A 25,703-nucleotide genomic window follows, 5' to 3' on the forward strand; every position below is an offset into this window, starting at 1 on the left:
ATTTACCAGTATGGCATTTCATATATAGTTGAGCTATTGATTAAAGGATTAATATCTATCTGTATATTAGGTGAGCACATGATATCCCGCCAGGTTTGCTTAGGACTAGCATTAACGATACCTGTTTTTGTCTCTGCTCAAGAAAACTCTCTAGACCAGCTCATGTCGATGAGCCTTGAAGAGTTGTCTATGTTAGATGTCGAAATGGAAACGGCTTCGAAAGTGACACAAAAACTCACTGACATTCCCTCGTCGGTGTACGTACTTTCTAATGAGCGAATTCAGCGTAGTGGGGCGAAAACCATTGCTGAAGTCCTAACGCTTGTACCCGGACTCAAAGTCACCAAATTCAATGAAACCTCATGGTTTGTTTCGACACGCGGCTTTCATGATGGGCTATATAACAAGATGCTCGTGATGATGGATGGACGAAGCTTGTTTAGCCCAGTCTATGGCGGTACGTATTGGAGCGACGTTGATTATGTGCTTTCCGACATAGAACGCATCGAAGTACTAAAAGGCCCCGGCGGAACAATTTGGGGAGGTAACGCGGTTAATGGTGTTGTCAATATCATTACTAAGTCTGCCAATGATACGCAGGGGACTTATCTCTCCGGTGTTGCGTCTAATACTGATAACTACGAATTTAGTGTTCGTCAGGGATTAAGCCTCAACGACAGTGTGAATGCTCGTGCCTTTTATAAATACCGAGAAGAACCAACATATCGCACAAATGAATCTGAAAAATGGAAAGCACAAACGGCAGGGATGGTGTTTCAGCCAAGTAATGCTGAAGAAAATTGGTCATTACGTATCGGTGGTGAGAAAAGCTTTTATGAGTCGGAATTGTATACGTTTCAATATGATAACTCAGGGTCGTTTGTCGGGGCACAAGCCAATGATTTCGATAACAAGAGCCAATCTGTTTACGTCCAATTCAACGACTCTCGCCATTTTGATGAAAGTTCGACACTCTCATATTCGTTATGGGGTGAATATAATGAGGATAATGCGCCAGACGCTCCGGGAAGCTATTCGACCCTCGATTTTGACTCTACTTATATCAACCAACTATCGGAAAGCCATCAGCTAACACTTGGTGGTGGCCTGCGATATATGTATCTTGATTTCTCCTCAAGCCAAGTTTCGGACGTGGATTGGTACAACCCTGATTACTACGGTCGAGCTTACAACATCCAATCTGCCAACGATTATATTGCGAACGCTTTTATACAGTCTCAAATTCAAATGACGGAAGCGCTGTCTATTACTCTTGGTGCCAAGGTTGAATACTTTACGCAGAATGAATCAACTGAGTTTTCACCTCAATTGCGTGGTTTATATAAGTTCACCCAACGTCACTCCGTATGGGCGGGGCTTAGCCGTGCGGTCGTTGCACCATCTTATATGGATTCCAATTCCACCTATTATTTCAATAGTTACAATGCTGACTCAAACAACAGCTACCTAGATGTATATAAATCAAGCTCGAGTCTTGAAACAGAGAGTGTCGTAACGGCGGAAATGGGTTATCGCTACTCAAACAATTCAAATTTCGAACTCGATGCAACGATTTATCTGAGTGAACATGACAACCTTCGCTTTCACAGCTATGACCCGAATGATATCCCTGCGAATCATGTCTATGTCGGTGCGTTGTCTGATGATTATAAAGCAAAAACTTATGGCTTAGAGTTAGGCGCGAGTTACCAACTCACCGCAGATTTAGCCAGTTACCTGAGTTACGCCTATACGACATTGGAAGGTGAGAATAAAGGTGATGACCTGAAATCTAGTCCTCAAACGAGTGTTTATTACGATATTGATAATGAACATTTAGCCACGGCACAGTTGATGTGGAATATCACCGAAAGTTGGCAATTCGATGTGATAGGCCAGTACATTAATGTGAATTACCCAGACTATTGGGTAGCAGGCGATGGCACTCAATATAAATGGCAGTCTTACCCACATGAAATAACCTTTGATGCGCGTCTCGCATGGAAAAAATCGTCCGCAGCACCTTTAATTGAAGTGGTTGTTGAAAATATAGGTAAGAGTGACGGCTATCAAGCTGAATTCACATCTCAGAAAAGCGTCAATCAAGAATCGGTGTATGTGAGGATCTCTCATGAATTCTAAATGGCTTAAGCACCGCATTAAGCTCGGCATATCTAAACTAGGCTTAGCGGCTTTAACGATGCTTATTGTGCCGTTGAACACCTCAGCTGCTAGCTTCAAACCTTATGAAGTGAAAGCGGTGTACCTTTTTAGAATTGCGAATTTTATACGTTGGAATGATGAAAGCTCAATGAACGCTGTGAACTTTTGTGTGATTGGCGATGAAAAGGTAAGCCAAGTGCTAACGTCAATTACCGAGGGGAAATCTATTCGTTCGCTCGCTATCCGAGTTCAACAGTCGATTACTTCTAAGTGTGATATTACATATTTGTCTGACCGTAAAAATGACCAATTTCTTAGTCAAGAGCACTCGCCACATACTGTGACAATCAGTGATATCCCTAACTTTACGGACTTAGGTGGAATCATTGAACTCACGCACATCGATAATAAGCTCAAACCTAAGATCAATCTAGAGAACGCAAGGCGCGGTGACTACGTCATTGGCTCGAACCTGTTACGAATCGCTATAGTGGAGGGCCAATAATGTTGTCTTTCATTAATAACATATCGATTAAAAACAAGCTGATATTACCCATTATCATCTTCATCGCAGTCACTTTTGTAACGATCCAATCGGTAAATTACACTGTCACGTTTGAGAGAGAGAAAGAGAGTCTTATTCAGCGTGTTAAAGTGCTAGCACAAGGTGTTGCTTATAACTTGCAAGCCGCGATTTTATTTGAAGACAAGTCATCGGCTCAGGAAATATTGTCAGCTTTCGTCGCAGATAAAGATATTGTTAGAGTGAAGCTCTATGACATCAACGAACAGCTTTTTGCCAGCTATCAGGTGAGCAACACTCTGGTTCCAAGGCCAAACGCAGAAGAATTAGACGATATCGCCGATCATCAATTTGCCATCTCTGAGCATTTCATCTTCTTGCTCGTTCCAGTGACACTGGATGGCGCAGTGATCGCGAACTTGAGAGTAACAATATCGAAAGAGACGTTTAATTCGATCTTAACGAATATTTTCAAGGTTGCGGTCGTCTACCTGTTGTTTCTGGTGATGTTAGGCGGAGTAGTGGTCAAATTGGTGCAACGCTTGATTATCGAACCGATGTTTGACCTCAATGAGGCGATGCAAGCCTTTGTTGAGCGTCGTTCGAAGCAGCCTAAATTAGTCGTAACGAACCGCGATGAAATCGGCGATCTGGTTCGAGCTTTCAATACCATGTTAGAAAGGCTTCAACATCGCGATAACCAAATCAATTTTACGTTAGACAAGTTACAAGAAGAAAAATCATTCGCAAATGAGGTCATTGAAACCGTTCAGCACTCTTTGTTGGTGGTGGATGAAAAAGGGCTCATTCTTCATGCGAACGCAGCTACTCGGGATATTTTTAAATGCTCGGAAGCCTTTCTTGAGAATTTGTTGATCCAAGAGTTGATCGCGACCAAGCAAACGGGTTACTTACAAGATGTTATTGATGCCAATATTGAACTTAATGACGAATTGCTGGAAACCACCGATCTCTTTCAATCAAAACGCTGGCTTCGTGTGAGCAGTCGTTCTTTGACAAAACATGGTCGTATTCTTTATGCAATCCAAGATGTCACCGACATAGAAACGGCCATGAGTCGCCAACGTATTGCTGCGGGTGTTTTCGAAAACAGTAAAGACGGCTTGATCGTGCTCAACTCATCCAATGTGATAACCATGGTTAACCCGGCGATCACACAACTTCTCGGTTATCACTCTGATCTGCTGGTGGGCAAAACACCATTTGAAGTATTTTCGTGGCAGCAATTTTCATCATTGATGCCGACAATTCGCAGTTCGTTAGACAACTATGGTCAATGGCAAGGCGAAGTGTGGGAGAAAAGCGCGTCCGGCACGTTAGTTCCAATGTTTGTCAAAGTGAATCGAATTGCCTCAGACAACGAGAAAGACGAGTTTGATATGGTATTAACGCTGTCTGATTTATCCAACGTTAAAGAGATGGAAAGACTCGAACACTTGGCTCATCACGATGCATTAACCGGGTTAGCGAATAGAGCGCAGCTGTATAAGGTTATGGATGATGTTGTCACGTCGAGCCACTATTCAAATCAGCATTTTGCGGTTATTTACTTGGATTTGGATGGCTTCAAAGAAGTGAATGACAACTATGGTCACGATGCGGGTGACGAAATCCTTAAAGAAGTGTCAAACCGGTTATTATCTCAGGTAAGAGCGGGGGATTTGGTTGCACGTTTGTCGGGTGATGAATTTGTTCTTATTATTAAACAGACAAACAAAGTCTTATTAGCGAAGTTAGCCGAGCGATTGTTGGATCTGATCGGGCAAGAAGTGAATTATAAACAGCGTTCACTTCATGTTGGGGCGAGCTTAGGTATCAATTTAGTTGATGGCTCAGAGCGTGATATTGACGTGATTCTAAAGGTTGCTGATGAGGCTATGTACCAAGCGAAACGCAAAGGAAAAGGTCAGTTTGTGTTCGCTCGTGAGGGTAAATAGGCACCGGTGTTTGTGAGCTCACCCTAAGTTGTTGTATCATAAGTGATAGGTTGAATATTTTTAATTAAAAGGTCTGCTAAGCATGAATGTTTTAGTTACAGGTGGCATGGGTTACATTGGTAGCCATACAAGTATCCAGATGATCAACGCAGGTATGACACCTGTACTTTTTGATAGCTTGTACAACAGCAAACCAAGCGTTCTAGAGCGCATCAAAAAAGTCTCGGGCGTTCGTCCCAACTTCATTGAAGGTGACGTTCGTGATAAAGCGCTTTTGACTGAAACTATGAAGCAACACAACATCGAAGCGGTTATCCATTTTGCTGGTCTGAAAGCCGTCGGAGAGTCTGTGGAAAAGCCTCTTGAATACTACGACAACAACGTAAACGGCACTTTAGTTCTTGTTGATGCAATGCGTGATGCGGGTGTAAAAACCTTGGTATTTAGCTCTTCAGCAACGGTATACGGTGATCCTGCAAGTGTGCCAATTACTGAAGACTTCCCAACAAGCGCTACCAACCCATATGGTCGTAGTAAACTAATGGTTGAAGAGTGTTTAACCGATTTCCAAAAAGCCAATCCTGATTGGAGCATTACACTGCTGCGTTACTTTAACCCTGTAGGTTCACATCCAAGTGGTGAGCTAGGTGAAGACCCGCAAGGTATCCCAAATAACCTAATGCCATTTGTCTCTCAAGTAGCAGTGGGCCGCCGTGAATTCCTATCTGTATTTGGTAGCGATTATCCAACAAAAGACGGGACTGGCGTTCGCGATTACATCCACGTAATGGATCTGTCTGATGGCCACATCGCAGCGCTTGAGAAAGTAGGGTGCAAAGACGGTCTTCATATCTACAACCTTGGTACGGGTAACGGTTCAAGTGTGTTAGACATGGTTAAAGCATTCGAACAAGCAAGCGGTAAAGAGATCCCTTACAAGCTAGTTGAACGCCGTCCTGGTGACATCGCAGAGTGTTGGGCAGATCCAGCTAAAGCTCAGAAAGAACTGGGCTGGAATGCAAGCCGCACATTGGCTGAAATGACCGAAGATACATGGCGCTGGCAGTCAACAAACCCGAATGGATTCCCTGGTTAACCTAGTGGTTTCGTGAATGATTCAAAAATTAAAAGATGCTTTCGGGCATCTTTTTTGATCTTAATCGAATAAAAAGTAAATTAGTGGTTAAAAAGTATCATTCTGTATCCACTGTGTTATTATGCTCGCGAATTATATGTTTAATGTTAATTTTCTTTGGAGTTAATCATGGAACTAGGCCTAATCATCACTTTCATCATTGCTGCAGCAGTAATGGTTAAGAAAGAAATGGCAGAGAAGTAATTTCACTTTATCCTTTTTGATACAATTTTTAGTGAAATAATAAAAGCCAGCATTTAGCTGGCTTTTTAGTATCTGCAATTCAGTTTTTTAACGAATTAGAATTCGTATTTAGCTGTAATTGACCAGTTACGACCTGCTTGCGTGTAATCTTTATCTTCTTGTGAGAATCCACGAACGTCATTCCACGAGTAGTACTCTTCATCCGTAACGTTGAAGAGACCTGCTCTAAGCGTAAGATCCTTCATCGGCAAGTAGTATGCTGTTAGGTCAACTACAGTTGCTGAATCAATTGGTAGAATTTCATCATTCAAACCATCGCTGTTGATATCACTAGACTTCTTACCTGCTGTGTAGCTTATGTTAAGTGATGTACCCCATAGTGCTGAAGGAGCATCATAGTTAAAACCAACGACAGCGTTCCAAGGGTTTACACTGTTAAGAGGATTACCTTCGCCATCTTCACCTTCAGTATACGTTGCAGAAACACGAGTACTAACACCTTTCACTGGCATGAAGCTATTCCAAGACTGTGTATTTGACGCTTCGATACCTTTAATTACGGCTTCATCAATGTTTACATTCTGATATATTGTTGGATCGGCCGGAGTGGCTGAGCCACTAACTGCTACGTTATCAATAAAGTTATCATAATCGCTGTAGAAGATAGCGATTTCGCTTGATGAATAATTTGTGTTATGACGCCAACCTAACTCGTATGAAATACTTTCTTCAGCTTCTAAGTCAGGGTTAGGGGCATTCAAATAACCGTGAGCAGGATTACCAAATGAGTAGTAAAGCTCTTGGAAATCAGGAGCTCTAAAGCCTTGGCTGATTTGACCGAAGATCTTATTTTCATCATTAAGCGTGTAAGTTGTACCCAAACGTCCGGTAACAGCTGAGTCTGAATATTTTGCATAAGACTCTTCTAGGTTACCACTTGGGTTTTGACTTGTATCACCTGGATCAGTTTCAAAACCATCAAAACGAACACCCGGAGTAATCATCCAATTTCCGATCGTCATTTCATTTTGAGCAAAGAATCCATATTTTCTTTCAGATGCGGCAGGGATGTAGAAAATAACTTGGTCTGCGCTGATGGAGTTATATTCGTTATTAACGTTTTTAATGTCTTTGTCCGAATATGAAGCGCCATAGATAAAGTAGTTTTCTACATTACCCGTCATGAAGAACTTATCGAATTGCACATCAAATTGATAACCTTCATCCTCGTAGATATAGTCCTTTTTCTGAACATTACCTGCCGGAGGTAGGAACATACCGCCATTAGAAGTACGATTAGTTACGCCATTCTCTTCTTTGCTCAGCCAGTCAGCTTGCCAAGTAATAGTATCTGCAAACGCTAGGTCAGCATCCCAAATATGTTTGATACCGATTTGCTGTTGGCTGGTTGTGTCTTCGCCAGTGTAGTCGGTGTAACTTGCACTATTTAAATCGGTATCACCAGAATTCTCAATGAAGTTACCAGAAAACTCTAAACGGTGTTGTTCGTTTAATTGGTACTGAAGCTTAACCAACAAGTTGTTGTTCTGAGTATCTTGCTCATCAGGTGTACCAAAGTTATCAGTTTGCTCACCGTCTCTGCGAGTATAAGCAACTAACGTTTCTAGGTCGCCAATACGATTTGCTAAAGCAACCGATTCGCTAAAGGTATTATCAGATGAAGAGTAGTTGAACTTCGCGTGGCCACCGAAGTCTTTGTCTTTTAAAAAGTCACTCGGGTCTTTTGTTTCGAACGCAGCAATACCACCAATCGCGTCAGAACCATACAGAGAAGAAGCCGCACCTTTAACAATCTCGACAGACTTCAACATATCCGTATCGACATCAATGCGTGAAGAGTTAATGAAGTTATATGACTGAGTACCACTTGGAGTAAATTGGCTAGTTTGTGATACTCCATCAACGATAACCTTTACTCGGTTACCTTCCATACCACGAATGTTAATACCTTGAATCCCTTGGCGAGAATTCGTAGTCACCGTGACACCTGGTGTGTACTTAAATAAGTCTTCTACATCCGTAACCATGTTTTTTTCGATATCTTTATCGTTAATCACAGTTACCGACGCAGCAACATCTTCAAGTTGTTGATTAGTACGAGTCGAAGATACAACAACCTCGTCAAATAGGGCATAATCTTCAGCAAAGGCTGATGTTGATGAAAGCGCTAAAACGATTGAAGCAGAGAGCAGGGATTGCTTATACATCTGATAGTTACCTTAGTTCCATAGTATTATCTTGATTTGCGAAACATAATATTAGATCTAAATGATAATTACTATTATTTGCATTTAAATAATTTTCAATTTTATCAACTAACTCATAATTAATACTCTTAAATATCTGTATTAAAAAGACTTTTACAGTTCCATTCACAGTCTGAATGCTTCTGTTTTTGTGATTCAAGTCTCATTTATAAAGTAGGAAAGCTATGCATAGTCCAATAACACTTGAAGCGTTACACATCCTAGACGCCATCGACCGACGTGGAAGTTTCGCCGCCGCGGCCAATGAAATGGACAGAGCGCCTTCATCACTCAGCTATCAAATACAGAAGCTTGAACAAGATCTAGACATCATGATTTTTGACCGCTCAGGCCACCGTGCAAATTTCACGGAAGCGGGTCAGTTGATACTTGAGCAAGGTAGAATCATTCTTGGAGCTACAGAACGTCTTGTTAACGAGGCAAGCATTCTAGCCAATGGTTGGGAGCTCGATTTGACCATCGCCTTTGATGGCATTATCCCGATTGCTAACTTTTTCCCACTGGTAGATGAACTAGGAAAAATCAGTAAAACACGCGTTCGTTTGCAAGAGGAAATCTTAGCGGGTTGTTGGGAATCTCTCACAGATGGTCGTGCTGACTTATTGATATGCCCTAAGCTCGATACAATTCCAAACGATATGAAAAGTGACGTAATTGGTAAAATGGAGATGGTGTGGGTCGCGGCATCAAGCCACTATGTTCACAAGCGTTCTGGTGAATTCGATCAGAAGGCGAGAGAAAGTTACAGGGTTATTGCCATTGCAGACACCGCACGCGATCAGCCAGCACTAAGCATCAATATTCTAGAGAAACAGCCACGTTTAACCGTGACAAGCTTTCCTGCGAAAGTAGAGGCTTTGACATCAGGACTAGGGATTGGCACCTTACCGAATAGTGTCGCTAAACCTTTGATTGAATCTGGCGTACTACAGCAGATCTCCGGTACAGAACCACAACCGATCGATATTGTTATGGCTTGGCGACGCAATAAAATGGGCGACGCCAAATCATGGTGTATTCAGCACCTTAAAAAGACATGGTCACTCAAGTAACGGCAACACCATATCCGCAGTACCGTCTTCAAAACTAATATCTAGCTCAAACCCCAACTTTTGAGCTAGTGTTAGCATGCCTCTGTTCGTTGGCATCGTCATCCCAGACATTTGCTTGGTCTGCTTTGCTCGGCAGTAGTCGATAACCTTAGTCAGAAGAATTCGACCTAATCCGACACCTTTCAGATCAGACCTAATTAATATCGCAAACTCTGCATCTGTGTTTTCTGGGTTAATTAGCGCTCTTGATACACCGATAATAGCCGGAACACCTTGTTCTTTGCGAACAACCACAAAAGCAATTTCTCTGTCGAAATCAATCTGAGTAAAATTAGCCAATGCCTCATGATTGAATTCACCCACATCACTAAAAAAACGCTTATAAAGATCTTCTTTCGATACTCTATTAATGAAGTCTGCGTGAAGTGGTTCATCTTCAGGGAGAATAGGGCGTAACAGCACTTCTGTGCCATCCTTGAGTTGAATGTTTTCTTCGAGCTCTACAGGATAAGGACGTATTGCCAACCGTTCTTGAGGATCACCTTCATAAGCTTTCAAGATAATATCTGCGTCTAATATTGTGAACTTGTCTCCATTGGCCAGTACTGGATGGATATCCAAATCATGTATTTCAGGGCAATCCACTACCATTTGCGATATACGTACCAATAACTCAGACAAACCTTCTATATCGATGGGGTTAGGGAGTTTTTGTAGACGAATCTTGCCGCTTTTTATCGCTCGAATAATCAAGTAACGCGCCAGTGTCATGTTGAGCGGTGGAAAAGCAGCTGCGGCATCAATCGACTCATCCCACTCCGAACCACCTTGTCCAAGTAATATGATTGGGCCGAAGGTTTCGTCTGTTGTAACCTTAATACGCAACTCTTGGCCGCCCGCGAGCTTAGCCATACCTTGAATTAACAAGCCGTGGATGTTTGCTGTAGGGAAGGATAATTGAGAACGATCGAGAATTGCCTGAGCCGCATTGGCAACTTCACTGCTGTTTCGCAAATTGAGCATCACGCCTTGTACGTCTGACTTATGTGCAATATCCGGCGAACGTAATTTTACTGCGACGGGATAACCGATCGTTTCAGCGATGTGTACCGCTTCACTTGGGTCAGAAGCGATCCAAGTTGGTAACACATCGAGGTTGAAGCTCTTGAAAAACTGACTGTTTTGGTGAGTATCAAGGCTAACTGTATCTTTATCCAGTAGTTTTCTTTCTATCCAACCTTTCGCATCTGCTAGATCTTCAATGTGTACTTTTTCTGCAGTGGTCGGCGTTTCCATTAACTGACGTTGGTTACGTCTGTACTCGACTAAGTGCATGAATGCGACCACAGAGCTTTCAGGGGTCCGATAAGTTGGGAAACCCGCTTCGGTAAACAGCTTTCGTGCGGGCCTTGCTGTTAGCTCACCAGACCAATTCGTCAGGATGTTAAAGCGCTTGTGGCGAGGGTGCTTCTTAATCGCTTCAATAATTCGTTCTGCCGTTTTAGCGGAATGTGCGACCGCTGAAGGGCTGTGCATGATAAGAATCGCGTCTGCTTCATCGCCATCGAGTAAGATGTTTATAGTGTCGATATAACGTTGATCACCAGCGTCGCCGACAATATCGATAGGATTGCTATGAGACCAACTCGATGGCAAAACCTTGTTCAACTTATCAAGTGTCTCTTCTGAAAACTCTGCGAGCTTACCACCGCGGTCAAATAGGGTGTCCACAGCCATAATCGCAGGGCCGCCACCATTAGTAACAATAGCCAAGCGCTCGCCTCGCAATGGTACTGAATGAGTCAGTGTTTCTACCGCAGCAAACAGTTCATGTAAGTTCTTAACTCGTAGCATGCCGCTGCGTCGGATTGCGGAATCATAAATAATATCTAATGTGTCGGCACCGCCAGTGTGAGCCATTGCTGCGGCTCTGCCTTTCGCCGTTCGACCGCCTTTCAACACCAAAATTCGTCGGTTACGCGAAGCCGCACGCGCTGCAGAAATAAAGCGCCTCGCATCAGTAATGCTGTCTACATAAAGCAATATCGCTTCGGTGTGAGAGTCGGTACTGAGATAATCCAATAACTCCGAGAATTCGATATCGCTACCATTGCCTATAGAGATAAACGCCGAAAAACCGATCTCTTTGTCATTAGCCCAATCGAGAATAGTGGTACACACAGCTGCCGACTGAGAAACAAAGGCGATCTTACCGGGTAATGCTGTCACTGGAGAGAATGAGGCGTTCAAATTTAACCAAGGAACAATCACCCCCAAACTATTGGAACCCAACACTCGAATGTTGTGCTTTTTGGCAATCGCTAGGCATCGTTCATCATACGTCTCACCATTATCGCTTTCTTGCTGCATGTCTGAAGAAAGCACAATGACAGAGGCTATACCTTTCTCAGCCAGTTCTTCAAAAATAGCGACATTATGGGTCGCATTGGTACACAAGATTGCGAGGTCAGGAACAATCGGTAACGACAAAATGTTCTTGTAAGAAAGCACACCGGCCACTGAATCATATTTCGGCGTAACCGGCATCACCGCACCTTTAAAATCCCCATGCAACAAATTGTTCATAACAATATATCCTGCGCGTGTTTCTCGTTGAGAAGCACCAACAACAGCGATTGAACGGGGTTTAAGTAGGGGATCAAGATGATTCATAGACATATCCTAGCAATGCACGTAAGTTCATCGTAACTTACTTTGCACTCACAGGTTGATGGCAAATTCACCGAATTCAGATGAATAAGTAAACACTGCATAAAGTTTGTGAAATAGGTCACCCACTAATGGTGTATAATCCCAAAGTTAACTTGATTCTAAACCGACGTATCGGCATGATTTATAGTAATTATTATTAAGGATATAGAGCTTTCCATGAAAAAATTTGCAATTGTGACTTTGCCACTGCTCTTGGCTGCGTGTGTATCTGACGACTACGTTACCAATGTCACTTCAGATAGTTATCAAGAAGAGTACAAAACGGCAAAAGTTGAAGCTCCAGTTGTATCTCAATCTGAGCAAACAAGCGTTGTTGAAGAAAATGTTGTCAACGTTATCAGAACCGAACCTGTTGAACAGAAAGTCGCTCAAACGACTCAAGCTAAGCCAGTTGCAGTAGTGACAGGCCCAACCAAGAAACAACAAGACATGAACCAACGTTTTGGTTACACAGTTCAAGTTGTTGCTGTTGGCAGCCAAAGTAAAGTCGATTCTTTCGTGAAAATGCTACCTACGACTTCTCAACCAGTTTGGGAAAACTACAAAATGGTTAACGGCACTAAGTGGTTCACGGTACTTTATGGTGACTACGCAACACGCTTAGAAGCTAAAAAGGCAATCTCAACACTGCCGAACACTTTCCAAAACTTGAAGCCGTTCGTTAAGAGCATTGATGACATCAAGAACTCTGAATACCCAACGCTTAACAAGTTGAACTAAGTTTTGATTCATAAAGAAAGGGCAAATGCTCCTTCTTTTGTTTTAAGACTCGCTGTTTTGTTTAATAGTTAATCGCTCGATCTTTCGAACGCAATTTTAACAATCAAAACACTGTACCTATCTCGACTTTTGTTTATCATTGAAGTCAGTACTCCTAGTTTCAAGGACCGAATTTACCCATGAACACCACAAACATCCTTCTACTTTGCGGCGGTGGATCTTCAGAGCATGAAGTATCTTTAGTTTCAGCCAATTACCTTTTTGAACAACTTAATAGCGTTGCAGATTTTAACGTTGTAAGAGTTGAAATTAAGAACGAAGGCTGGTGTCTTGATTCAGGTGAATTGGTTTATCTTGATATTAACGACCAAACCTTACGCGGTGACAATTTAGCATCTAAAGTCGATTTCATTGTGCCTTGCATACACGGTTTCCCAGGTGAAACAGGTGACATTCAATCACTGTTTGAAATGGCTAAAATTCCATACCTAGGTTGTGGTCCAGAAGCAAGCAACAACAGCTTTAACAAAATCACGTCAAAGCTTTGGTACGACGCACTTGGTATTCCAAACACGCCGTACCTGTTCTTATCAGACAACAATGATCAAGCTCACTCACAAGCAACTCAAGCATTTGAAAAGTGGGGTAAAGTGTTTGTGAAAGCGGCTCGTCAAGGTTCTTCTGTAGGTTGTTACCAAGTTAACCAAGTAGAAGATTTAAGCGAGGCTATCAACAAGGCGTTCACTTTCTCGAACCAAGTATTGGTTGAGAAATCAGTGGTGCCTAGAGAGCTAGAAATTGCTGCTTATGAAATCGATGGCGAGCTACACATCAGCAAACCGGGTGAGGTGATTGCACCGAATGGCGCATTTTACTCTTACGAAGAGAAGTACAGTGCAGACAGCCACTCGATCACTGAAGTTGAAGCAAGTAATTTAACTGACGAACAGCGTGAATTGATTGCAGACAGCGCACGAAAAGTCTTCACCCAGATGAAGCTTCGTCACTTGTCTCGTATCGACTTCTTTTTAACGCAAGACAACGAAATCTACCTGAACGAAGTCAACACCTTCCCAGGTATGACGCCAATCTCCATGTTCCCTAAAATGGTTGAGCATGACGGCCACAAATTCAGCCAGTTCTTAGAAAACTGCGTGAGAACAAGCCTTTCTTAGGTTTCTAACTCGTTTTCGTTCACTTAGAGCTGAACCAACAAGTGCCTTGAGCTTTCGCCAAGGCGCTTTTTGTTTTTAACGCTAACCGTTTTTACAAATATCGTTTTAACCATAACTTATATCAAAATAGTAATATCCAAGTAATCTGCGACCCGTCATTGCCAAGGTATTAACGCCTTAAACTTCATTTTCTCACTATCAGCCGTTCCCGTGAAACCGACATATTGAGCTGGCATTGCCGGGCTAAGCCAACGACCAAAGTCCTGAATCTCTCTCACCTTAAGACCTTGTTTCGACAACTCTTGTGCAGCACCAACACGAATCGAATTTCCAGAGAAATGGTGATTTTCTGGCAGTTGAAGTAAGTCGCTAGCTCTTCTCAATATCCTATAGATGGACGAATCATCTAAAGGCTGCAAACCAATATTCTCATGCTTGTCTATCGCACGAAATACTGGCAAGTCATCTTGTATACCAGTAAACGAAAGCCAACGTTGAAGTGCAACACTGGCTATTTGTGACAACTGATAAGCTGAATCTTTGACTGTTACTTGGTAATGATCTTCAACGTACTCAACATCACTCATCGATAACAACTTAAGCTCTGAGCGCTTTAAAGCACACTCGAACATCACGTTATAAATAGCAATGTCTCTGATCTCTTTCAGGTTTGCTTTCTCATGGGAGAGTAACGTATTCAAATCAGTGAGATGCACAGATGTCATAGCATTGGTTTGTTTAGCGTCACCGGCCATTTGAGATTGTAAGTGGAGTAGGGTAAAGCGAACTTGCCTGTGCTTGATCGGGTTAGCAAAGCTCAACACAGTATGTAACATGCTAAGCGTTGCAGTGTAACGTTTTAGCGATGCGTATTTTCTATCGTTAGACTCCGTTTCAAGAAAACGACGAACAGCGGTTATAGATGCGGGAAGTGTGTTAATACGATGTTTGGTACAGAACGCATGATAGCGATTCCAATCACTGTAAATGCCCAACAGTGAATTGCGAGAGTATTGAAATCCTGTCAACTCATCTATAATTTCTATTGTCGCGTTGCTGTTTAATTTTTCAACAAATGAATTAATTATCACAGAGTCAGTTAAAATAGGGACTTTTTTTCTCAAATTACCATACCTCGACAGGTGTTTTTACCATATTATGCTTGATATCATTATTAGTATACTTATGATTAATGCAGTGAAAACAGAAAGATGATTAATAGATATGGCTAATTCAATTTACCGAAGCGTCCATCTTCAATCGATAGATGCTAACAACACAGTTTGGCGTGCTAAGTTAAAAAACAACGTTATTCAGGGCAACCTAGCTGCCGTGAAAAAGAGTATTGATTGGTGGATTGATACCGCATCTATTATTGATCCAAAAGAATTCATGTCATTAAATAAGTCGAGAGGAACTGGTGGCTCGACTGAAAACTTCAACGGCTACCAAATCAAGAATGACACCGGTGAGCCTAATGCGTGGTATTGCATGTTTAACGGTCGCTTAATCAAAGGCGGCAAGGTTGCAATCCAACGCCATATAGAAGCTTACTTACTCGCAAAACAAAAAGCAGAGCAACAAAAGAAGTAAATTATGAGCCTAGTATATTCAACAGAAACAGGTCGCATTAAGCCTGAAGAAGAGAAAGTCCAACGTCCTAAAGGCGATGGTATCGTTCGAATCCAAAAAGAAACCAAAGGCCGTAAAGGCAAAGGCGTTTCTGTCGTAACTGGCTTAGACCTAGATGACGCACCATTAAAACTAATGGCAGCAGAACTCAAGAAAGTTTGCGGCTGCGGTGGCTCAGTAAAAGATGGCAACATCGAAATTCAAGGTGACGCGCGCGACAAGATCAAAGCGCACCTTGAAAAGAAAGGCTACAAAGTTAAATTTGCTGGCGGTTAATCTCTAACTAATACCAGGGTTAAAATCGAAGATTATTATCACTGGTTATTAGGTATTTTATGGTAAATAGCTAGTTTGGTTAAATACACAGTATAAATTAGAGAATATCGGCACAATACAAAGGCAGGGCATCACACAAAGATATCTGCCTTATAAACATCAAAATCCATTTAACATAACGTACATAATACGCAGTTAATAATACGTGTAGTTAATTCTAAAGGTAGTATTCTCATCTTTTGTCCTTAAAATCCTTGTTCCAACTGACTCTCACGCTTCTTGCGCCGTTCAGGGTTTTCTTAGCGCATTTGAAATCAAATAATTATATGTGCGGCCAACATCTACACAATCCAACCTTCATTCAGCAAATCTAATTGACGAGAAACTTTGTCCATCTGATTTAACTTATCTTGCCACTTCTCTGTTTGCACTAACGAACCGCCGCGTTGTGTGTGATTCTTGTGAGCATTGCTGTTGTTTCTTTTTCAGATTTCACACACGCGACCAATGTTTTTTATCAACTGCACATGCTGAGCTTTCGTTCAAATCCATCAGCTAATAAAGTTCGTCTGTCTTACGTAGATTCGCACACACATTTTTCAAACCTTCTTAACGATTCTCTCTAGAGTTAGTACTTTGTGTTCAGTTTGCATAGATTCATTACACTTATTGCTGGTACACAACACCGATACTTGGGAGATCCATAATCACGGTTTTCCTTGAAATTACGTTCAATTGGACTTAGGTAGCTTTGGTAATAAACCTAAGAGTTACTTTAAACCCATTGCGCTTAGTTTTTCTTTACTTGTTTTCTCTAACTGATATGCCTGCTTTGAAGTCGCAATGGTGTTACCGCCTGAGATTAGAAAGCTTATAATGTTTATCGACACATGTAATCAATAAGTAAAGTGACACTGTAGCTAGCTGTACAGGTAAAGCTTGGTCCTATGGAACACAAAATAAAGAACCCAAATAATAACTGTATATTTACACAGTTAAATTATTATCCCCTTAAAAACGTTACCTTTCGTATAAATACCGAACAAAAACAACGCTATTTAGGCATATATCTGTCGCTGGGCGCGTATTTTTGCCTAGCATTCACGCTAGTGTCGTTGATCTCTTTTAATACGCTCATGGATAAGAACTACATCATCACACCTGACAGATAGCCTACGCGCGTAAATACGGACAGAGACCACGATGGTGGCACCGTAGGCTCATTACATAAGTCAGAAGATGGAATTAAGTTACAGCGTGACTTTGAACAAACCTATAGCTTACCCTTCTGTGAAATTGAGTACGTTAAGAGATCGACCCAAAATAAAGGGCTCGATCTCTCAACGTTCGATTCGGTCACCATCAATATAGAATATGAAGGTCAAGAGGAGCCAAGGTTTCGATTCTACATACGTAACCACGACGACAACTACAGCGCTCAAAGCGACCCTATTTCTAACAAGTTCTATCGCTTAGACTTATCATTCCCCAATAGAAAACACATCAATTTAGCATTCTCAAATTGATACGCGCCGCATTCCTTAATCGACTTCTACACAACACCTTACGCCTCGTAAGCTTTTTAAATACTTATTCTGTAAAGCACATATGTGGCAACGAAGCTTGCTCTAAGCGGTGGTAAGCCATTCGCGATATCGGTTTTGAACATTACCGCTGTGGATTGTCTCACTCTGTTCTTCGATGAAATCATCATTTGTCTGCTTCTGAACATTCATGGATTCTCATCCGTTCAAAATACAAGTCACAACGTCACTAGCCGTAAAAACACCATATATTTAGCCACTTAGGTACGGTGACACAAATACTGACACCTAAAATGGCGATTGTTCCACTTTCAGAACTTACTGTAATTTAATTACAACCCAAAGCCAAGAAATGCCTGAAAAGTGGATCACTCCGACATAACTTACTGAATAAAAGGAACTTAATGGTTTTGGATAGGTCGGGAATTCAGGGTAGCTAAAGAGTTGGTATGTACGAGATAATATACTAGAGGGTATATTATTTAGTTATAGTGCACTAAGGGTTAAAAAAGAAGGGCTGATGCCCTACTCTTCTTTATTACTCATTTCTTCACGGATTTGCTCAGCAACGATTTTGATAGCTTGTGCTGTGCTGATGCCTTGGGTCATCATTTCTTGAATTCGTTCAACAGCTTTCTGTTGTTCTTCGTGAGAAAGGGTTGGTAAGTCGTTTAGCATGCTCTGCTCCTTTATTTAGGAGCAGAACTATATAAGGACTGTTAGTAACTAGCAAGGAAATTGATGGATGCACCCATTGCATTTTCATTCGTGTAGTTAGCACTTAGATCTAGCTGAAACAAGTTCAATGGCGAGATACCAACACCAGCTGTCACTGTTCCTTCTGAATCAGAGTAAGCCAGGTTCTTGTAATACCCTCCCCTTAGCTTAAGCTGACGTAACAGGTCGACTTCAGTACCAACACGAATCATCTGTTCGTTGTCTTCGAACGAAGTAAACTTCTCTGCTTCATTCAAATCATAATCAACACTCAACGTAAAGTAATCAGAAACGATCCCCGCACCAACAGTGTAGACAGGCCCCAGGTTATAAGAATGACTCGATGTTACTGTTCTTGTAGCCCCTGTGCTGCTTGTTAGCTGTTGGCTAACGGATTTAGTTTCAATCTCACGGTCTATAATATTCGTTGCAGAAAAACCCACTCTAAATGGGCCGTAAAACCAAAGCGCACCTGCATCAATATTAAATGTAGTTTCCGCGGTGTCGTTTTCTCGAACATCACTTAGATCGTAGTTTTGTGCCGAGGCAATGTAGTTATACGTATAGATTCTTTGGAGTTTTGGAGAAATACCAAACGACAAATGTTGTCCCATGAACGTTTGATATTTTGCTAATGATATACCAGCTTCCATAATGCCAATAGAAACAGCTTTAACAGCAGTTAACTCAGCATTAACCAAGTCACTATTAGCAGCGTCACTAGATGTATCAGGGGTTACAAATGATTCAGTGTATGCTTTTGCAAATACGTTTGCTGCAATATACTGATTTGGTAGAGCGAATGCTACAACACCACCTAAATCAACATTCAGGCTATCACCATTAAGAGCATCTAGATCAGAACCAGTCACAGTACCTGACTCAATGCTGTCAACTAAATTATCGATATCATCAACTAAGTTATTAGGGTCATTATAATTACCGCCAAAACTTGGCGTGATCATTCCCATGTCATCATTACGACGATAAATCGCAACAAGTGCTGGGTTATAGAATGGAGCAGTTAGGAAGTTTGCTGAAACAACACCAACACCACCCATCGCATCACCACGCGTTTCAATGGCGTAGTTTGCTGCTGAAAGAGGAAGACTGGCGAATGCAATTGACGCTGCGAGTAGTTTTGTAGTTTTTTTCATGCCGTTTATCTTTGTTAGATCCCTTACATAGTTAACGGCACAATTTTAAATTACTTTAACTCTTCTTCGCTAGAAATATCATAAGTTTTACTGATAGTTTGTGCTTGTTCTATCGCTATGTCGCCTTGCCAGCGTGAATGCACCATTGAAACCGCTAAAACATAGCGATCATTAGGAAGTTCTTCACCAGTAAGGTTCATTGGATAATCAGATTCGTAGCTCTTGCCCCAGACCTGTTCATAGTGTTCATCAACGTAATCGTACAAACCGATTTCGAGCTTAGGGAGCGGACAATAAGGATTGAGTAGTTCTTTTTTATCGATTCGCCACGTGTCTTTTGATGCCCAGCGAACTTGTTGACGCATGGCAACTTCACCCAAAACAACCCAAGTGCTCCAAGACTTTCCGCCATCACCTTTAACGCTTAAACGGTATAAACCGGATTCAAGTTGAGAGGCTAAATTGTAACGCTTGCGGTATAGACTCACCGATGCGTTGTTAACCACTTCACTGTCTTTGGTTAACTCACTGTCCGAAGAAACGATCTTATCGACCCACTTCTCGAAGGTAATGTCTTGAATGTTGTTTTCGGATTCAACATTAATCGATACACGAAAGGTATCTCGGCCAGGGCTTTGAATGATGTGTCTTTTAACGACGACTGAACTAATCCAATCTGGGAGTGTTTTTCTGGTGAGAGTTTTACCACAATCTTTGTTCAATGCTTGATCGAACAGTTCATTGAGGTGATCTTCTCGTGATTGAGACGAGTTGATTTGCCAAACTTCCACTAATGAGTCAAACATCTGAGGTAAATCGTTATCTAGCAGATGTTTATGAACTTGAGTCAGAGCATCGCTGCTCTTAAACCAATCCGTTGCTTGCGCGGTATTCGCTACGCAAGAAAACATTAATAGTGGAAGTAAGGCTATTCTCATTACGCTTTCATCTTGTAACCAACGCCACGCAGCGTTTCAATTTCTAGACCCGGCAGTTTCTGTCTTAGTTGCAGAACGTGCGTGTCTACCGTACGTGTTGTTGGGAAATGGTTGTAACCCCATACATGGTCAAGCAGTTCATCACGTGTAAACACACGTCCAAGGTTACTTGCCAAGAACAGTAGAAGGTCAAATTCAGTGCGCGTTAACGTTACTTCCTGTTCATTGAAAAACACTTCACGTGTCGCTTTATCGATAACAAGATTCTGAGCGATAACTTTTGATGCATCTTGTTCTTCAGAATCTGGCAGGCGAAGTTGAGCACGAATTCGAGCAAATAGCTCAGCCTCTGCGAATGGCTTTGTTAAGTAGTCGTTTGCACCTGAATCTAGGCCCGCTACTTTGTCTTTTACTGTCACGAGAGCCGTCAGCAAAATAACTGGGATATCTTTCTTTTTCTTCCAACCTGGAAGTGAATCTACTGAGTCGCCATCAGGAAGTTGACGGTCTAGAATCACTAGATCCGCTTGTTCCCAGTAGCCTTCAACTTCAGAGATCAGTTCTGCATGCAAACATTCATATCCAGCTTGCTCAAGGCTAACTAATAAACCGTCAGCTAAATTTTTATCATCTTCAACGAGAAGCAATGTCTGTTTCACAAGGTATCTCCAAAATAAATGTTGTTGGGGGGCCGATAAGCGTCATGTGACCGCCCATTTTTCCAACCATAGATTCCACTATCGTCAGACCTAAACCGAGTCCACTCTTACTTACGAATGGCTTTCTTAGTTGCCCCCAATCTATGCGAGACAAGTCTCCATTATCTATAACTTTGAATGTCAGCTTCTTGTCAGAAGTATTCAGTTCTAGAATTACTGGAGCCACACCGTATTTCACGGCATTTCTGATTAGGTTATCGATGCACGTTCCCAACCAATATACGTTCACTTTTGCAGCTATATCTTTGTTTACACGGAGTTCAATCCCCGGCGCAAAGTCTTCTTCAACTTTGTATTGGAGCCACTCTTCAACACTTGGCACCCACTCTGTTGCGAGCGGTTGATTATCTGATTGCAGGTAATCTTTACTTGCTTCCGCCAACTGTCTTAAACGGCGTGTATCTTCACACAGCCTACGGAACTCATCATATACCGATTCTGGTAAGTGTTCGAACTCACGCCTGAACCCTTCCACCGTCAATGACAAACTCGCAATCGGCGTTCTTAATTCGTGCGTTAGGATTTGAAGAACCAGCATGCGACTCTTCATCTCTTGTTTCTTGCTGTTCCAGCGGTAAATCGCCCAACCTAAGACAAGCATGATGTTGGCAATAACCAAGATAAACATGGCGACTTGCAGAAGCTCTGAATGATCTTCTATTTCCCAACACACATTACCACGCTGGACAAAACAGCTTTTACCTTCTGAAGACAAGCTAAACGATAACCCAGCAAGCGTGGCATTTTCGTTCCAGACTGATTTTTTATACAGGTAATATCTGTAGCCGCGTTTTACCCACATCTCATCAAGCTCAACAAACATACTCGCACCCGCTAACAGCGCGGTGATTGCTTCGCTATCCATTTGTTGCAAGCGAGACAGTAGTTCATCGTGTTCGGTGTTTGGTCGCTCTTGAATATGCATAAAGCGCTTCAGAGAGTCGAATTTTTCTGGGTACTTCTCAACGTATCGTGCCGCATAAGAACCGCCACCAGGGTGAATCAAACCACTACGGCTAAACCAACGGTCAGAAAGCTTGGTGCCTTTACACATTGCACGAGTAAAAACTAAAGGCTCAGTAATCAAAGGGCTTAACGGCAGTTTACCACTACAGGTTTTTGATAACTGGTACAAGCGCTGAATGTCTTTTAACGGGTACTCTGCTGTTTGTGGCAGCATAGAAGACGGCATGATCAAACGTGTTGGATAATCAGCCTGTAGCACTCGAATATCGTAAGATTCGATTGCCGTTTCATGATCAAAGAGTTTGGTGAAATTATCGATACGCTCAGGTAAAGAGTCAGCAAATGCGTTTGCAGACACAGACAACGTAGCGATAAGAAGAGTAAATGTTCTTTTGATGATCACAAACCAACGCAAATTCATATAGATCAACCAAATATATACCATTCGCTATCAAAGATAAATTTTTAACCGCATGAAAAACATTGAGAATGGCGAGCTACAGAGATAAAGGCCAATATATTACGGCCACATTGTACATATGTACTAGTGGGCTGATTGGCAAGCCAAACCTCAATTGCGACAAGTTTTGCATCAGGCTTCGTCAACTTCGTATCAACTGAGATCACACATAGAGTCGCTTTCGTAAGATAAAAAAAGGAGCTCAAATGAGCTCCTTATCGAGTTGTTACATATTGTTTAGAGGTGATCTCTATAGATGCTCTAAGATACTTAGACAACTCTTTTTAGCATCGCCAAACAGCATCTGCGTGTTCTCTTTGAAGAACAGTGGGTTTTGCACACCGGCGTAACCTGTGTTCATCGAACGCTTGAATACGATAACATTCTGAGCGTTCCAAACTTCAAGTACTGGCATACCAGCAATTGGGCTGTTTGGATCTTCAAGTGCTGCAGGGTTTACGGTGTCATTCGCACCAATTACCAATACAGTATCTGTCTCATCGAAGTCATCGTTGATTTCGTCCATTTCTAGAACGATATCGTAAGGCACTTTCGCTTCAGCAAGCAGTACGTTCATGTGACCCGGTAACCTACCAGCAACTGGGTGGATACCAAATCGAACATTAATGCCCTGCGCTCGTAGCTTCTCAGTGATTTCATGCACTGGGTATTGTGCTTGAGCTACTGCCATGCCGTATCCAGGAGTGATGATTACTGACTTAGAGTTTTTCAGCATATCAGCCACATCTTCAGCTGATGTTTCGCGGTGTTCACCTTGCTCTTCATCGCCATCAGACACAACCACTTCTTGGCCGAATCCACCAGCAATAACGCTGATGAAAGAGCGGTTCATCGCCTTACACATAATGTAAGACAGAATCGCACCCGACGAACCAACCAATGCACCAGTTACGATAAGCAGATCGTTTGCAAGCATGAAACCTGCCGCTGCTGCTGCCCAACCAGAGTACGAGTTCAGCATAGAGACAACTACTGGCATATCTGCACCGCCAATCGATGCCACTAGGTGGTAACCGAATGCGAATGCGATAAGTGTCATCACCATTAGTGCGAACATGCTGCCGTCTGCTTTAACGAACATGATCATCAGCAGTGTAGAAACTACGATAGCCGCTAGATTCCACTTGTGCTTATGAGGGATGTTCAATGCAGACGAAGAGATAACGCCACGAAGCTTACCAAACGCAACAATAGAACCCGTGAACGTCACCGCACCGATAAACACGCCAAGGAACACTTCCACTAGATGGATAACGTGCTCTGCATGAATATCTGCAGGGTTGATAGAAACAGCAGCAGGTGGATCGATGTAGCTGTTGTAACCTACAAGTACTGCAGCCATACCTACGAAGCTGTGCAGAATTGCAACCAGCTCTGGCATTTCAGTCATTTCTACTTTTCTTGCGTAGTGGATACCAATACCACCACCGATCACCATAGCAATGATGATCCATACAATACCTGCAGAGTGAGGGCCAAAGATCGTCGCGATCAACGCAATTGCCATACCCGTGATACCGTAATAGTTACCTGCACGCGCAGATTCCTGTTTCGATAACCCAGCCAAGCTCATAATAAAAAATACAGCAGCAACAATATAAGCTGCTTGTACTAATCCTTCAGACATCTGTTACTCCTTAGTCTTTACGGAACATTTCAAGCATACGTTTGGTCACGGTAAAGCCACCAAAGATATTGATACTTGCAATTAATACGGCAATAAATGATAAGAACGTGACGACGCCACTTCCTTGTCCGATCTGTAACAGTGCACCTACTACAATGATGCCTGAAATCGCGTTAGTCACGGACATCAAAGGCGTATGCAGAGAATGGCTTACATTCCAAACTACGTAATAACCCACCACACAAGCGAGAACAAAAACGGTAAAGTGAGATAAGAACGCAGCTGGAGCAACCGAAGCTACCCAAGCGAATGCACCAACAGCTACCGCCATACCCGCCACTTTCTTAATTGGAGAAACAGGTTCTTCAACTTTAGGCTCTGGTTTGGCCGCTTTTGGCTTAACTTGTTGTGGTTGAGCTGAAACTTGAATTGGTGGAGCTGGCCAAGTGACCTCGCCCTCTTTAACCACAGTAACACCACGCAGAACAACATCTTCAAAGTCAATTTTGATGTTGCCATCTTTCTCTTTGCAAAGCAGTTTCAGAAGGTTAACTAGGTTCGTTGCATACAGTTGAGATGATTGAGTCGGCAGTCGACCAACCATATCAGTGTAACCAACCACCTTCACACCATTAGCCGTTGTAATGACTTGATCCGCAACCGTGTATTCACAGTTACCGCCATTGGCCGCCGCAAGGTCTACAATCACACTACCTGCACTCATGCTGTCTACCATCTCTTTGGTAATCAGCTTCGGAGCCGGGCGACCTGGAATCAGCGCCGTTGTAATGATGATATCAACGTCTTTTGCTTGAGCTGCATAAAGCTCTTCCGCTTTCTTATTGAATGCTTCAGACATCTCTTTTGCGTAGCCGTCACCAGCACTGGTATCTTCCTTGAAATCCACTTCCAAGAATTCAGCACCCATCGACTCAACTTGTTCTTTAACTTCAGGACGAACATCGAATGAACGAACGATTGCACCTAAGCTACCCGCAGCGCCGATTGCCGCTAGGCCAGCAACACCAGCACCTGCAACCAGTACTTTTGCTGGCGGAACTTTACCCGCAGCCGTAATCTGACCCGTGAAGAATCGACCAAACTCATGCGCCGCTTCAACAACAGCACGATAACCCGCGATGTTTGCCATAGAACTCAATGCATCTAACGCCTGAGCTCTTGAAATTCGTGGTACAGAATCCATCGCCATCACGTTGATGTTACGACTGGACAATTGTTCCATTAATTCTGGATTTTGGGCAGGCCAAATAAAGCTGACCAATGTTGCGCCATCTTTAAGAAGATCGATTTCATTTTTAGACTCGTCAACGATCGGAGCGTTAACTTTAAAGATAATATCGGATTTCCAAGCTTCATCTGCGGTGACAACTTTTGCTCCAGCTTGTTCATAAGCTGCATCTTCAAAACTTGCTAACGCACCTGCTTGTGATTCAACACAAACTTCAAATCCTAATTTTAGAAGCTGTTCTACCGATTTCGGCGAAGCAGCGACTCGCGTTTCACCAGCGAGCGTTTCTCTTGGTACACCAATTTGCATAGCTATTCCTTGACTATTGGCACGAATGACTTATTCGTTTGTATCTAACGACAACTAATACTTCAAGCGTTTTGTTCAAAGAACAGGAAAAGTTATTACTTATAACGATTTGGATGGAGTTTGAGCGCTTCATTTGG

19 protein-coding genes and 1 pseudogene are annotated in these 25,703 nt (G+C 42.4%); 10 read left to right on the forward strand and 10 right to left on the reverse strand.

All coding sequences use genetic code 11. From position 1 onward, the window contains the following. Positions 1 to 78: 78 nt before the first annotated feature. The 4 genes from ACED46_RS03615 (at position 79) to galE (ending at position 5,740) form a co-directional block, all read left to right on the forward strand. Positions 79 to 2,142, forward strand: coding sequence for a TonB-dependent receptor plug domain-containing protein (locus ACED46_RS03615; RefSeq protein WP_371720909.1), 2,064 nt, complete (start codon positions 79 to 81; stop codon positions 2,140 to 2,142). Beyond that, the gene (locus tag ACED46_RS03620) at positions 2,132 to 2,668 is read left to right on the forward strand and encodes a YfiR family protein (RefSeq protein WP_371720910.1); all 537 of its coding nucleotides are present in this window, start codon (positions 2,132 to 2,134) and stop codon (positions 2,666 to 2,668) included. The genes ACED46_RS03615 and ACED46_RS03620 overlap by 11 nt, the downstream gene beginning before the upstream one ends. Then, the gene (locus tag ACED46_RS03625; protein WP_065584959.1) at positions 2,668 to 4,644 is read left to right on the forward strand and encodes a diguanylate cyclase domain-containing protein; all 1,977 of its coding nucleotides are present in this window, start codon (positions 2,668 to 2,670) and stop codon (positions 4,642 to 4,644) included. Before ACED46_RS03620 ends, ACED46_RS03625 begins: the two co-directional genes overlap by 1 nt. Positions 4,645 to 4,726: 82 nt before the next feature. Beyond that, positions 4,727 to 5,740, forward strand: a complete 1,014-nt coding sequence (gene galE / locus ACED46_RS03630) for a UDP-glucose 4-epimerase GalE (RefSeq protein WP_371720911.1) — start codon at positions 4,727 to 4,729, stop codon at positions 5,738 to 5,740. A gap of 338 nt (positions 5,741 to 6,078) precedes the next feature. On the opposite strand, the gene ACED46_RS03635 is transcribed toward galE, so the two are convergent. Then, positions 6,079 to 8,211, reverse strand: a complete 2,133-nt coding sequence (locus ACED46_RS03635) for a TonB-dependent hemoglobin/transferrin/lactoferrin family receptor (RefSeq protein ID WP_371720912.1) — start codon at positions 8,209 to 8,211, stop codon at positions 6,079 to 6,081. Between the two features lie 224 nt (positions 8,212 to 8,435). On the opposite strand from ACED46_RS03635, the gene ACED46_RS03640 reads away from it, so the two are divergent. Then, positions 8,436 to 9,323 (forward strand): LysR family transcriptional regulator, encoded by an 888-nt coding sequence (locus tag ACED46_RS03640; RefSeq protein ID WP_371720913.1) that lies wholly within the window; start codon positions 8,436 to 8,438, stop codon positions 9,321 to 9,323. Here ACED46_RS03640 and ACED46_RS03645 read toward each other — a convergent pair. Beyond that, entirely contained in the window at positions 9,312 to 11,996 is a 2,685-nt protein-coding gene (locus ACED46_RS03645; RefSeq protein WP_371720914.1) for a GNAT family N-acetyltransferase, read from the reverse strand. The genes ACED46_RS03640 and ACED46_RS03645 overlap by 12 nt on opposite strands. A 216-nt stretch (positions 11,997 to 12,212) precedes the next feature. Between ACED46_RS03645 and ACED46_RS03650 the strand changes: the two genes are divergently transcribed. Together ACED46_RS03650 and ACED46_RS03655 are read left to right on the forward strand one after the other, a co-directional pair. Continuing rightward, positions 12,213 to 12,776: an SPOR domain-containing protein gene (locus tag ACED46_RS03650; RefSeq protein WP_017069919.1), complete on the forward strand. Its 564-nt coding sequence runs from the start codon at positions 12,213 to 12,215 to the stop codon at positions 12,774 to 12,776. A gap of 179 nt (positions 12,777 to 12,955) precedes the next feature. Next, positions 12,956 to 13,951, forward strand: coding sequence for a D-alanine--D-alanine ligase (locus ACED46_RS03655; protein WP_065584955.1), 996 nt, complete (start codon positions 12,956 to 12,958; stop codon positions 13,949 to 13,951). A gap of 155 nt (positions 13,952 to 14,106) precedes the next feature. Here the strand turns inward: ACED46_RS03655 and ACED46_RS03660 are convergent, their stop codons facing one another. Further along, positions 14,107 to 15,075 carry a tyrosine-type recombinase/integrase gene (locus ACED46_RS03660; RefSeq protein ID WP_017060094.1) on the reverse strand — a complete coding sequence of 323 codons (969 nt, stop codon included), beginning with the start codon at positions 15,073 to 15,075 and terminating at the stop codon, positions 14,107 to 14,109. 100 nt (positions 15,076 to 15,175) lie between these two features. On the opposite strand from ACED46_RS03660, the gene ACED46_RS03665 reads away from it, so the two are divergent. The 3 genes and pseudogenes from ACED46_RS03665 to ACED46_RS03675 form a co-directional block, all read left to right on the forward strand. After that, positions 15,176 to 15,544: a DUF3319 domain-containing protein gene (locus tag ACED46_RS03665; RefSeq protein ID WP_017060095.1), complete on the forward strand. Its 369-nt coding sequence runs from the start codon at positions 15,176 to 15,178 to the stop codon at positions 15,542 to 15,544. Between the two features lie 3 nt (positions 15,545 to 15,547). Next, positions 15,548 to 15,859, forward strand: coding sequence for a stress response translation initiation inhibitor YciH (gene yciH / locus ACED46_RS03670; RefSeq protein WP_008221404.1), 312 nt, complete (start codon positions 15,548 to 15,550; stop codon positions 15,857 to 15,859). A 1,031-nt stretch (positions 15,860 to 16,890) separates the two neighbouring features. Next, positions 16,891 to 17,382 (forward strand): annotated as a pseudogene (locus ACED46_RS03675) (GGDEF domain-containing protein); the annotation flags it as partial. A 546-nt stretch (positions 17,383 to 17,928) separates the two neighbouring features. Here the strand turns inward: ACED46_RS03675 and ACED46_RS03680 are convergent. The 7 genes from ACED46_RS03680 to pntA form a co-directional block, all read right to left on the reverse strand. After that, entirely contained in the window at positions 17,929 to 18,081 is a 153-nt protein-coding gene (locus ACED46_RS03680; protein ID WP_004731009.1) for a YoaH family protein, read from the reverse strand. Positions 18,082 to 18,122: 41 nt separating this feature from the next. Further along, complete coding sequence (locus ACED46_RS03685; protein WP_371720915.1) at positions 18,123 to 19,277, reverse strand: conjugal transfer protein TraF; 1,155 nt, start codon at positions 19,275 to 19,277, stop codon at positions 18,123 to 18,125. A gap of 50 nt (positions 19,278 to 19,327) precedes the next feature. After that, positions 19,328 to 20,215, reverse strand: coding sequence for a DUF2861 family protein (locus tag ACED46_RS03690; RefSeq protein WP_029235234.1), 888 nt, complete (start codon positions 20,213 to 20,215; stop codon positions 19,328 to 19,330). Next, positions 20,215 to 20,874 carry a response regulator transcription factor VxrB gene (gene vxrB, locus ACED46_RS03695; protein WP_017060099.1) on the reverse strand — a complete coding sequence of 220 codons (660 nt, stop codon included), beginning with the start codon at positions 20,872 to 20,874 and terminating at the stop codon, positions 20,215 to 20,217. The genes ACED46_RS03690 and vxrB overlap by 1 nt, the downstream gene beginning before the upstream one ends. Beyond that, the gene (gene vxrA, locus ACED46_RS03700) at positions 20,849 to 22,321 is read right to left on the reverse strand and encodes a sensor histidine kinase VxrA (protein WP_371720916.1); all 1,473 of its coding nucleotides are present in this window, start codon (positions 22,319 to 22,321) and stop codon (positions 20,849 to 20,851) included. Before vxrA ends, vxrB begins: the two co-directional genes overlap by 26 nt. A gap of 289 nt (positions 22,322 to 22,610) precedes the next feature. Further along, positions 22,611 to 24,008, reverse strand: a complete 1,398-nt coding sequence (pntB, locus tag ACED46_RS03705; RefSeq protein WP_017064580.1) for a Re/Si-specific NAD(P)(+) transhydrogenase subunit beta — start codon at positions 24,006 to 24,008, stop codon at positions 22,611 to 22,613. A 10-nt stretch (positions 24,009 to 24,018) separates the two neighbouring features. After that, complete coding sequence (gene pntA / locus ACED46_RS03710) at positions 24,019 to 25,566, reverse strand: Re/Si-specific NAD(P)(+) transhydrogenase subunit alpha (RefSeq protein WP_371720917.1); 1,548 nt, start codon at positions 25,564 to 25,566, stop codon at positions 24,019 to 24,021. Positions 25,567 to 25,703 lie beyond the last annotated feature (137 nt).

This window comes from Vibrio sp. 1S139, assembly GCF_041439475.1.
GTDB lineage: Bacteria > Pseudomonadota > Gammaproteobacteria > Enterobacterales > Vibrionaceae > Vibrio > Vibrio crassostreae_C.

What these genes read in the sequence shown, in the direction of transcription:
- ACED46_RS03685 (WP_371720915.1), bottom strand. Translation starts at nt 19,277, where the DNA reads ATGAAAAAAACTACAAAACTACTCGCAGCGTCAATTGCATTCGCCAGT.
- ACED46_RS03640 (WP_371720913.1), top strand. Translation starts at nt 8,436, where the DNA reads ATGCATAGTCCAATAACACTTGAAGCGTTACACATCCTAGACGCCATC.
- ACED46_RS03690 (WP_029235234.1), bottom strand. Translation starts at nt 20,215, where the DNA reads ATGAGAATAGCCTTACTTCCACTATTAATGTTTTCTTGCGTAGCGAAT.
- ACED46_RS03625 (WP_065584959.1), top strand. Translation starts at nt 2,668, where the DNA reads ATGTTGTCTTTCATTAATAACATATCGATTAAAAACAAGCTGATATTA.
- ACED46_RS03615 (WP_371720909.1), top strand. Translation starts at nt 79, where the DNA reads ATGATATCCCGCCAGGTTTGCTTAGGACTAGCATTAACGATACCTGTT.
- ACED46_RS03655 (WP_065584955.1), top strand. Translation starts at nt 12,956, where the DNA reads ATGAACACCACAAACATCCTTCTACTTTGCGGCGGTGGATCTTCAGAG.
- galE (WP_371720911.1), top strand. Translation starts at nt 4,727, where the DNA reads ATGAATGTTTTAGTTACAGGTGGCATGGGTTACATTGGTAGCCATACA.
- pntB (WP_017064580.1), bottom strand. Translation starts at nt 24,008, where the DNA reads ATGTCTGAAGGATTAGTACAAGCAGCTTATATTGTTGCTGCTGTATTT.
- ACED46_RS03620 (WP_371720910.1), top strand. Translation starts at nt 2,132, where the DNA reads ATGAATTCTAAATGGCTTAAGCACCGCATTAAGCTCGGCATATCTAAA.
- ACED46_RS03650 (WP_017069919.1), top strand. Translation starts at nt 12,213, where the DNA reads ATGAAAAAATTTGCAATTGTGACTTTGCCACTGCTCTTGGCTGCGTGT.
- pntA (WP_371720917.1), bottom strand. Translation starts at nt 25,566, where the DNA reads ATGCAAATTGGTGTACCAAGAGAAACGCTCGCTGGTGAAACGCGAGTC.
- ACED46_RS03635 (WP_371720912.1), bottom strand. Translation starts at nt 8,211, where the DNA reads ATGTATAAGCAATCCCTGCTCTCTGCTTCAATCGTTTTAGCGCTTTCA.
- ACED46_RS03665 (WP_017060095.1), top strand. Translation starts at nt 15,176, where the DNA reads ATGGCTAATTCAATTTACCGAAGCGTCCATCTTCAATCGATAGATGCT.
- vxrA (WP_371720916.1), bottom strand. Translation starts at nt 22,321, where the DNA reads ATGAATTTGCGTTGGTTTGTGATCATCAAAAGAACATTTACTCTTCTT.
- yciH (WP_008221404.1), top strand. Translation starts at nt 15,548, where the DNA reads ATGAGCCTAGTATATTCAACAGAAACAGGTCGCATTAAGCCTGAAGAA.
- ACED46_RS03645 (WP_371720914.1), bottom strand. Translation starts at nt 11,996, where the DNA reads ATGAATCATCTTGATCCCCTACTTAAACCCCGTTCAATCGCTGTTGTT.
- ACED46_RS03680 (WP_004731009.1), bottom strand. Translation starts at nt 18,081, where the DNA reads ATGCTAAACGACTTACCAACCCTTTCTCACGAAGAACAACAGAAAGCT.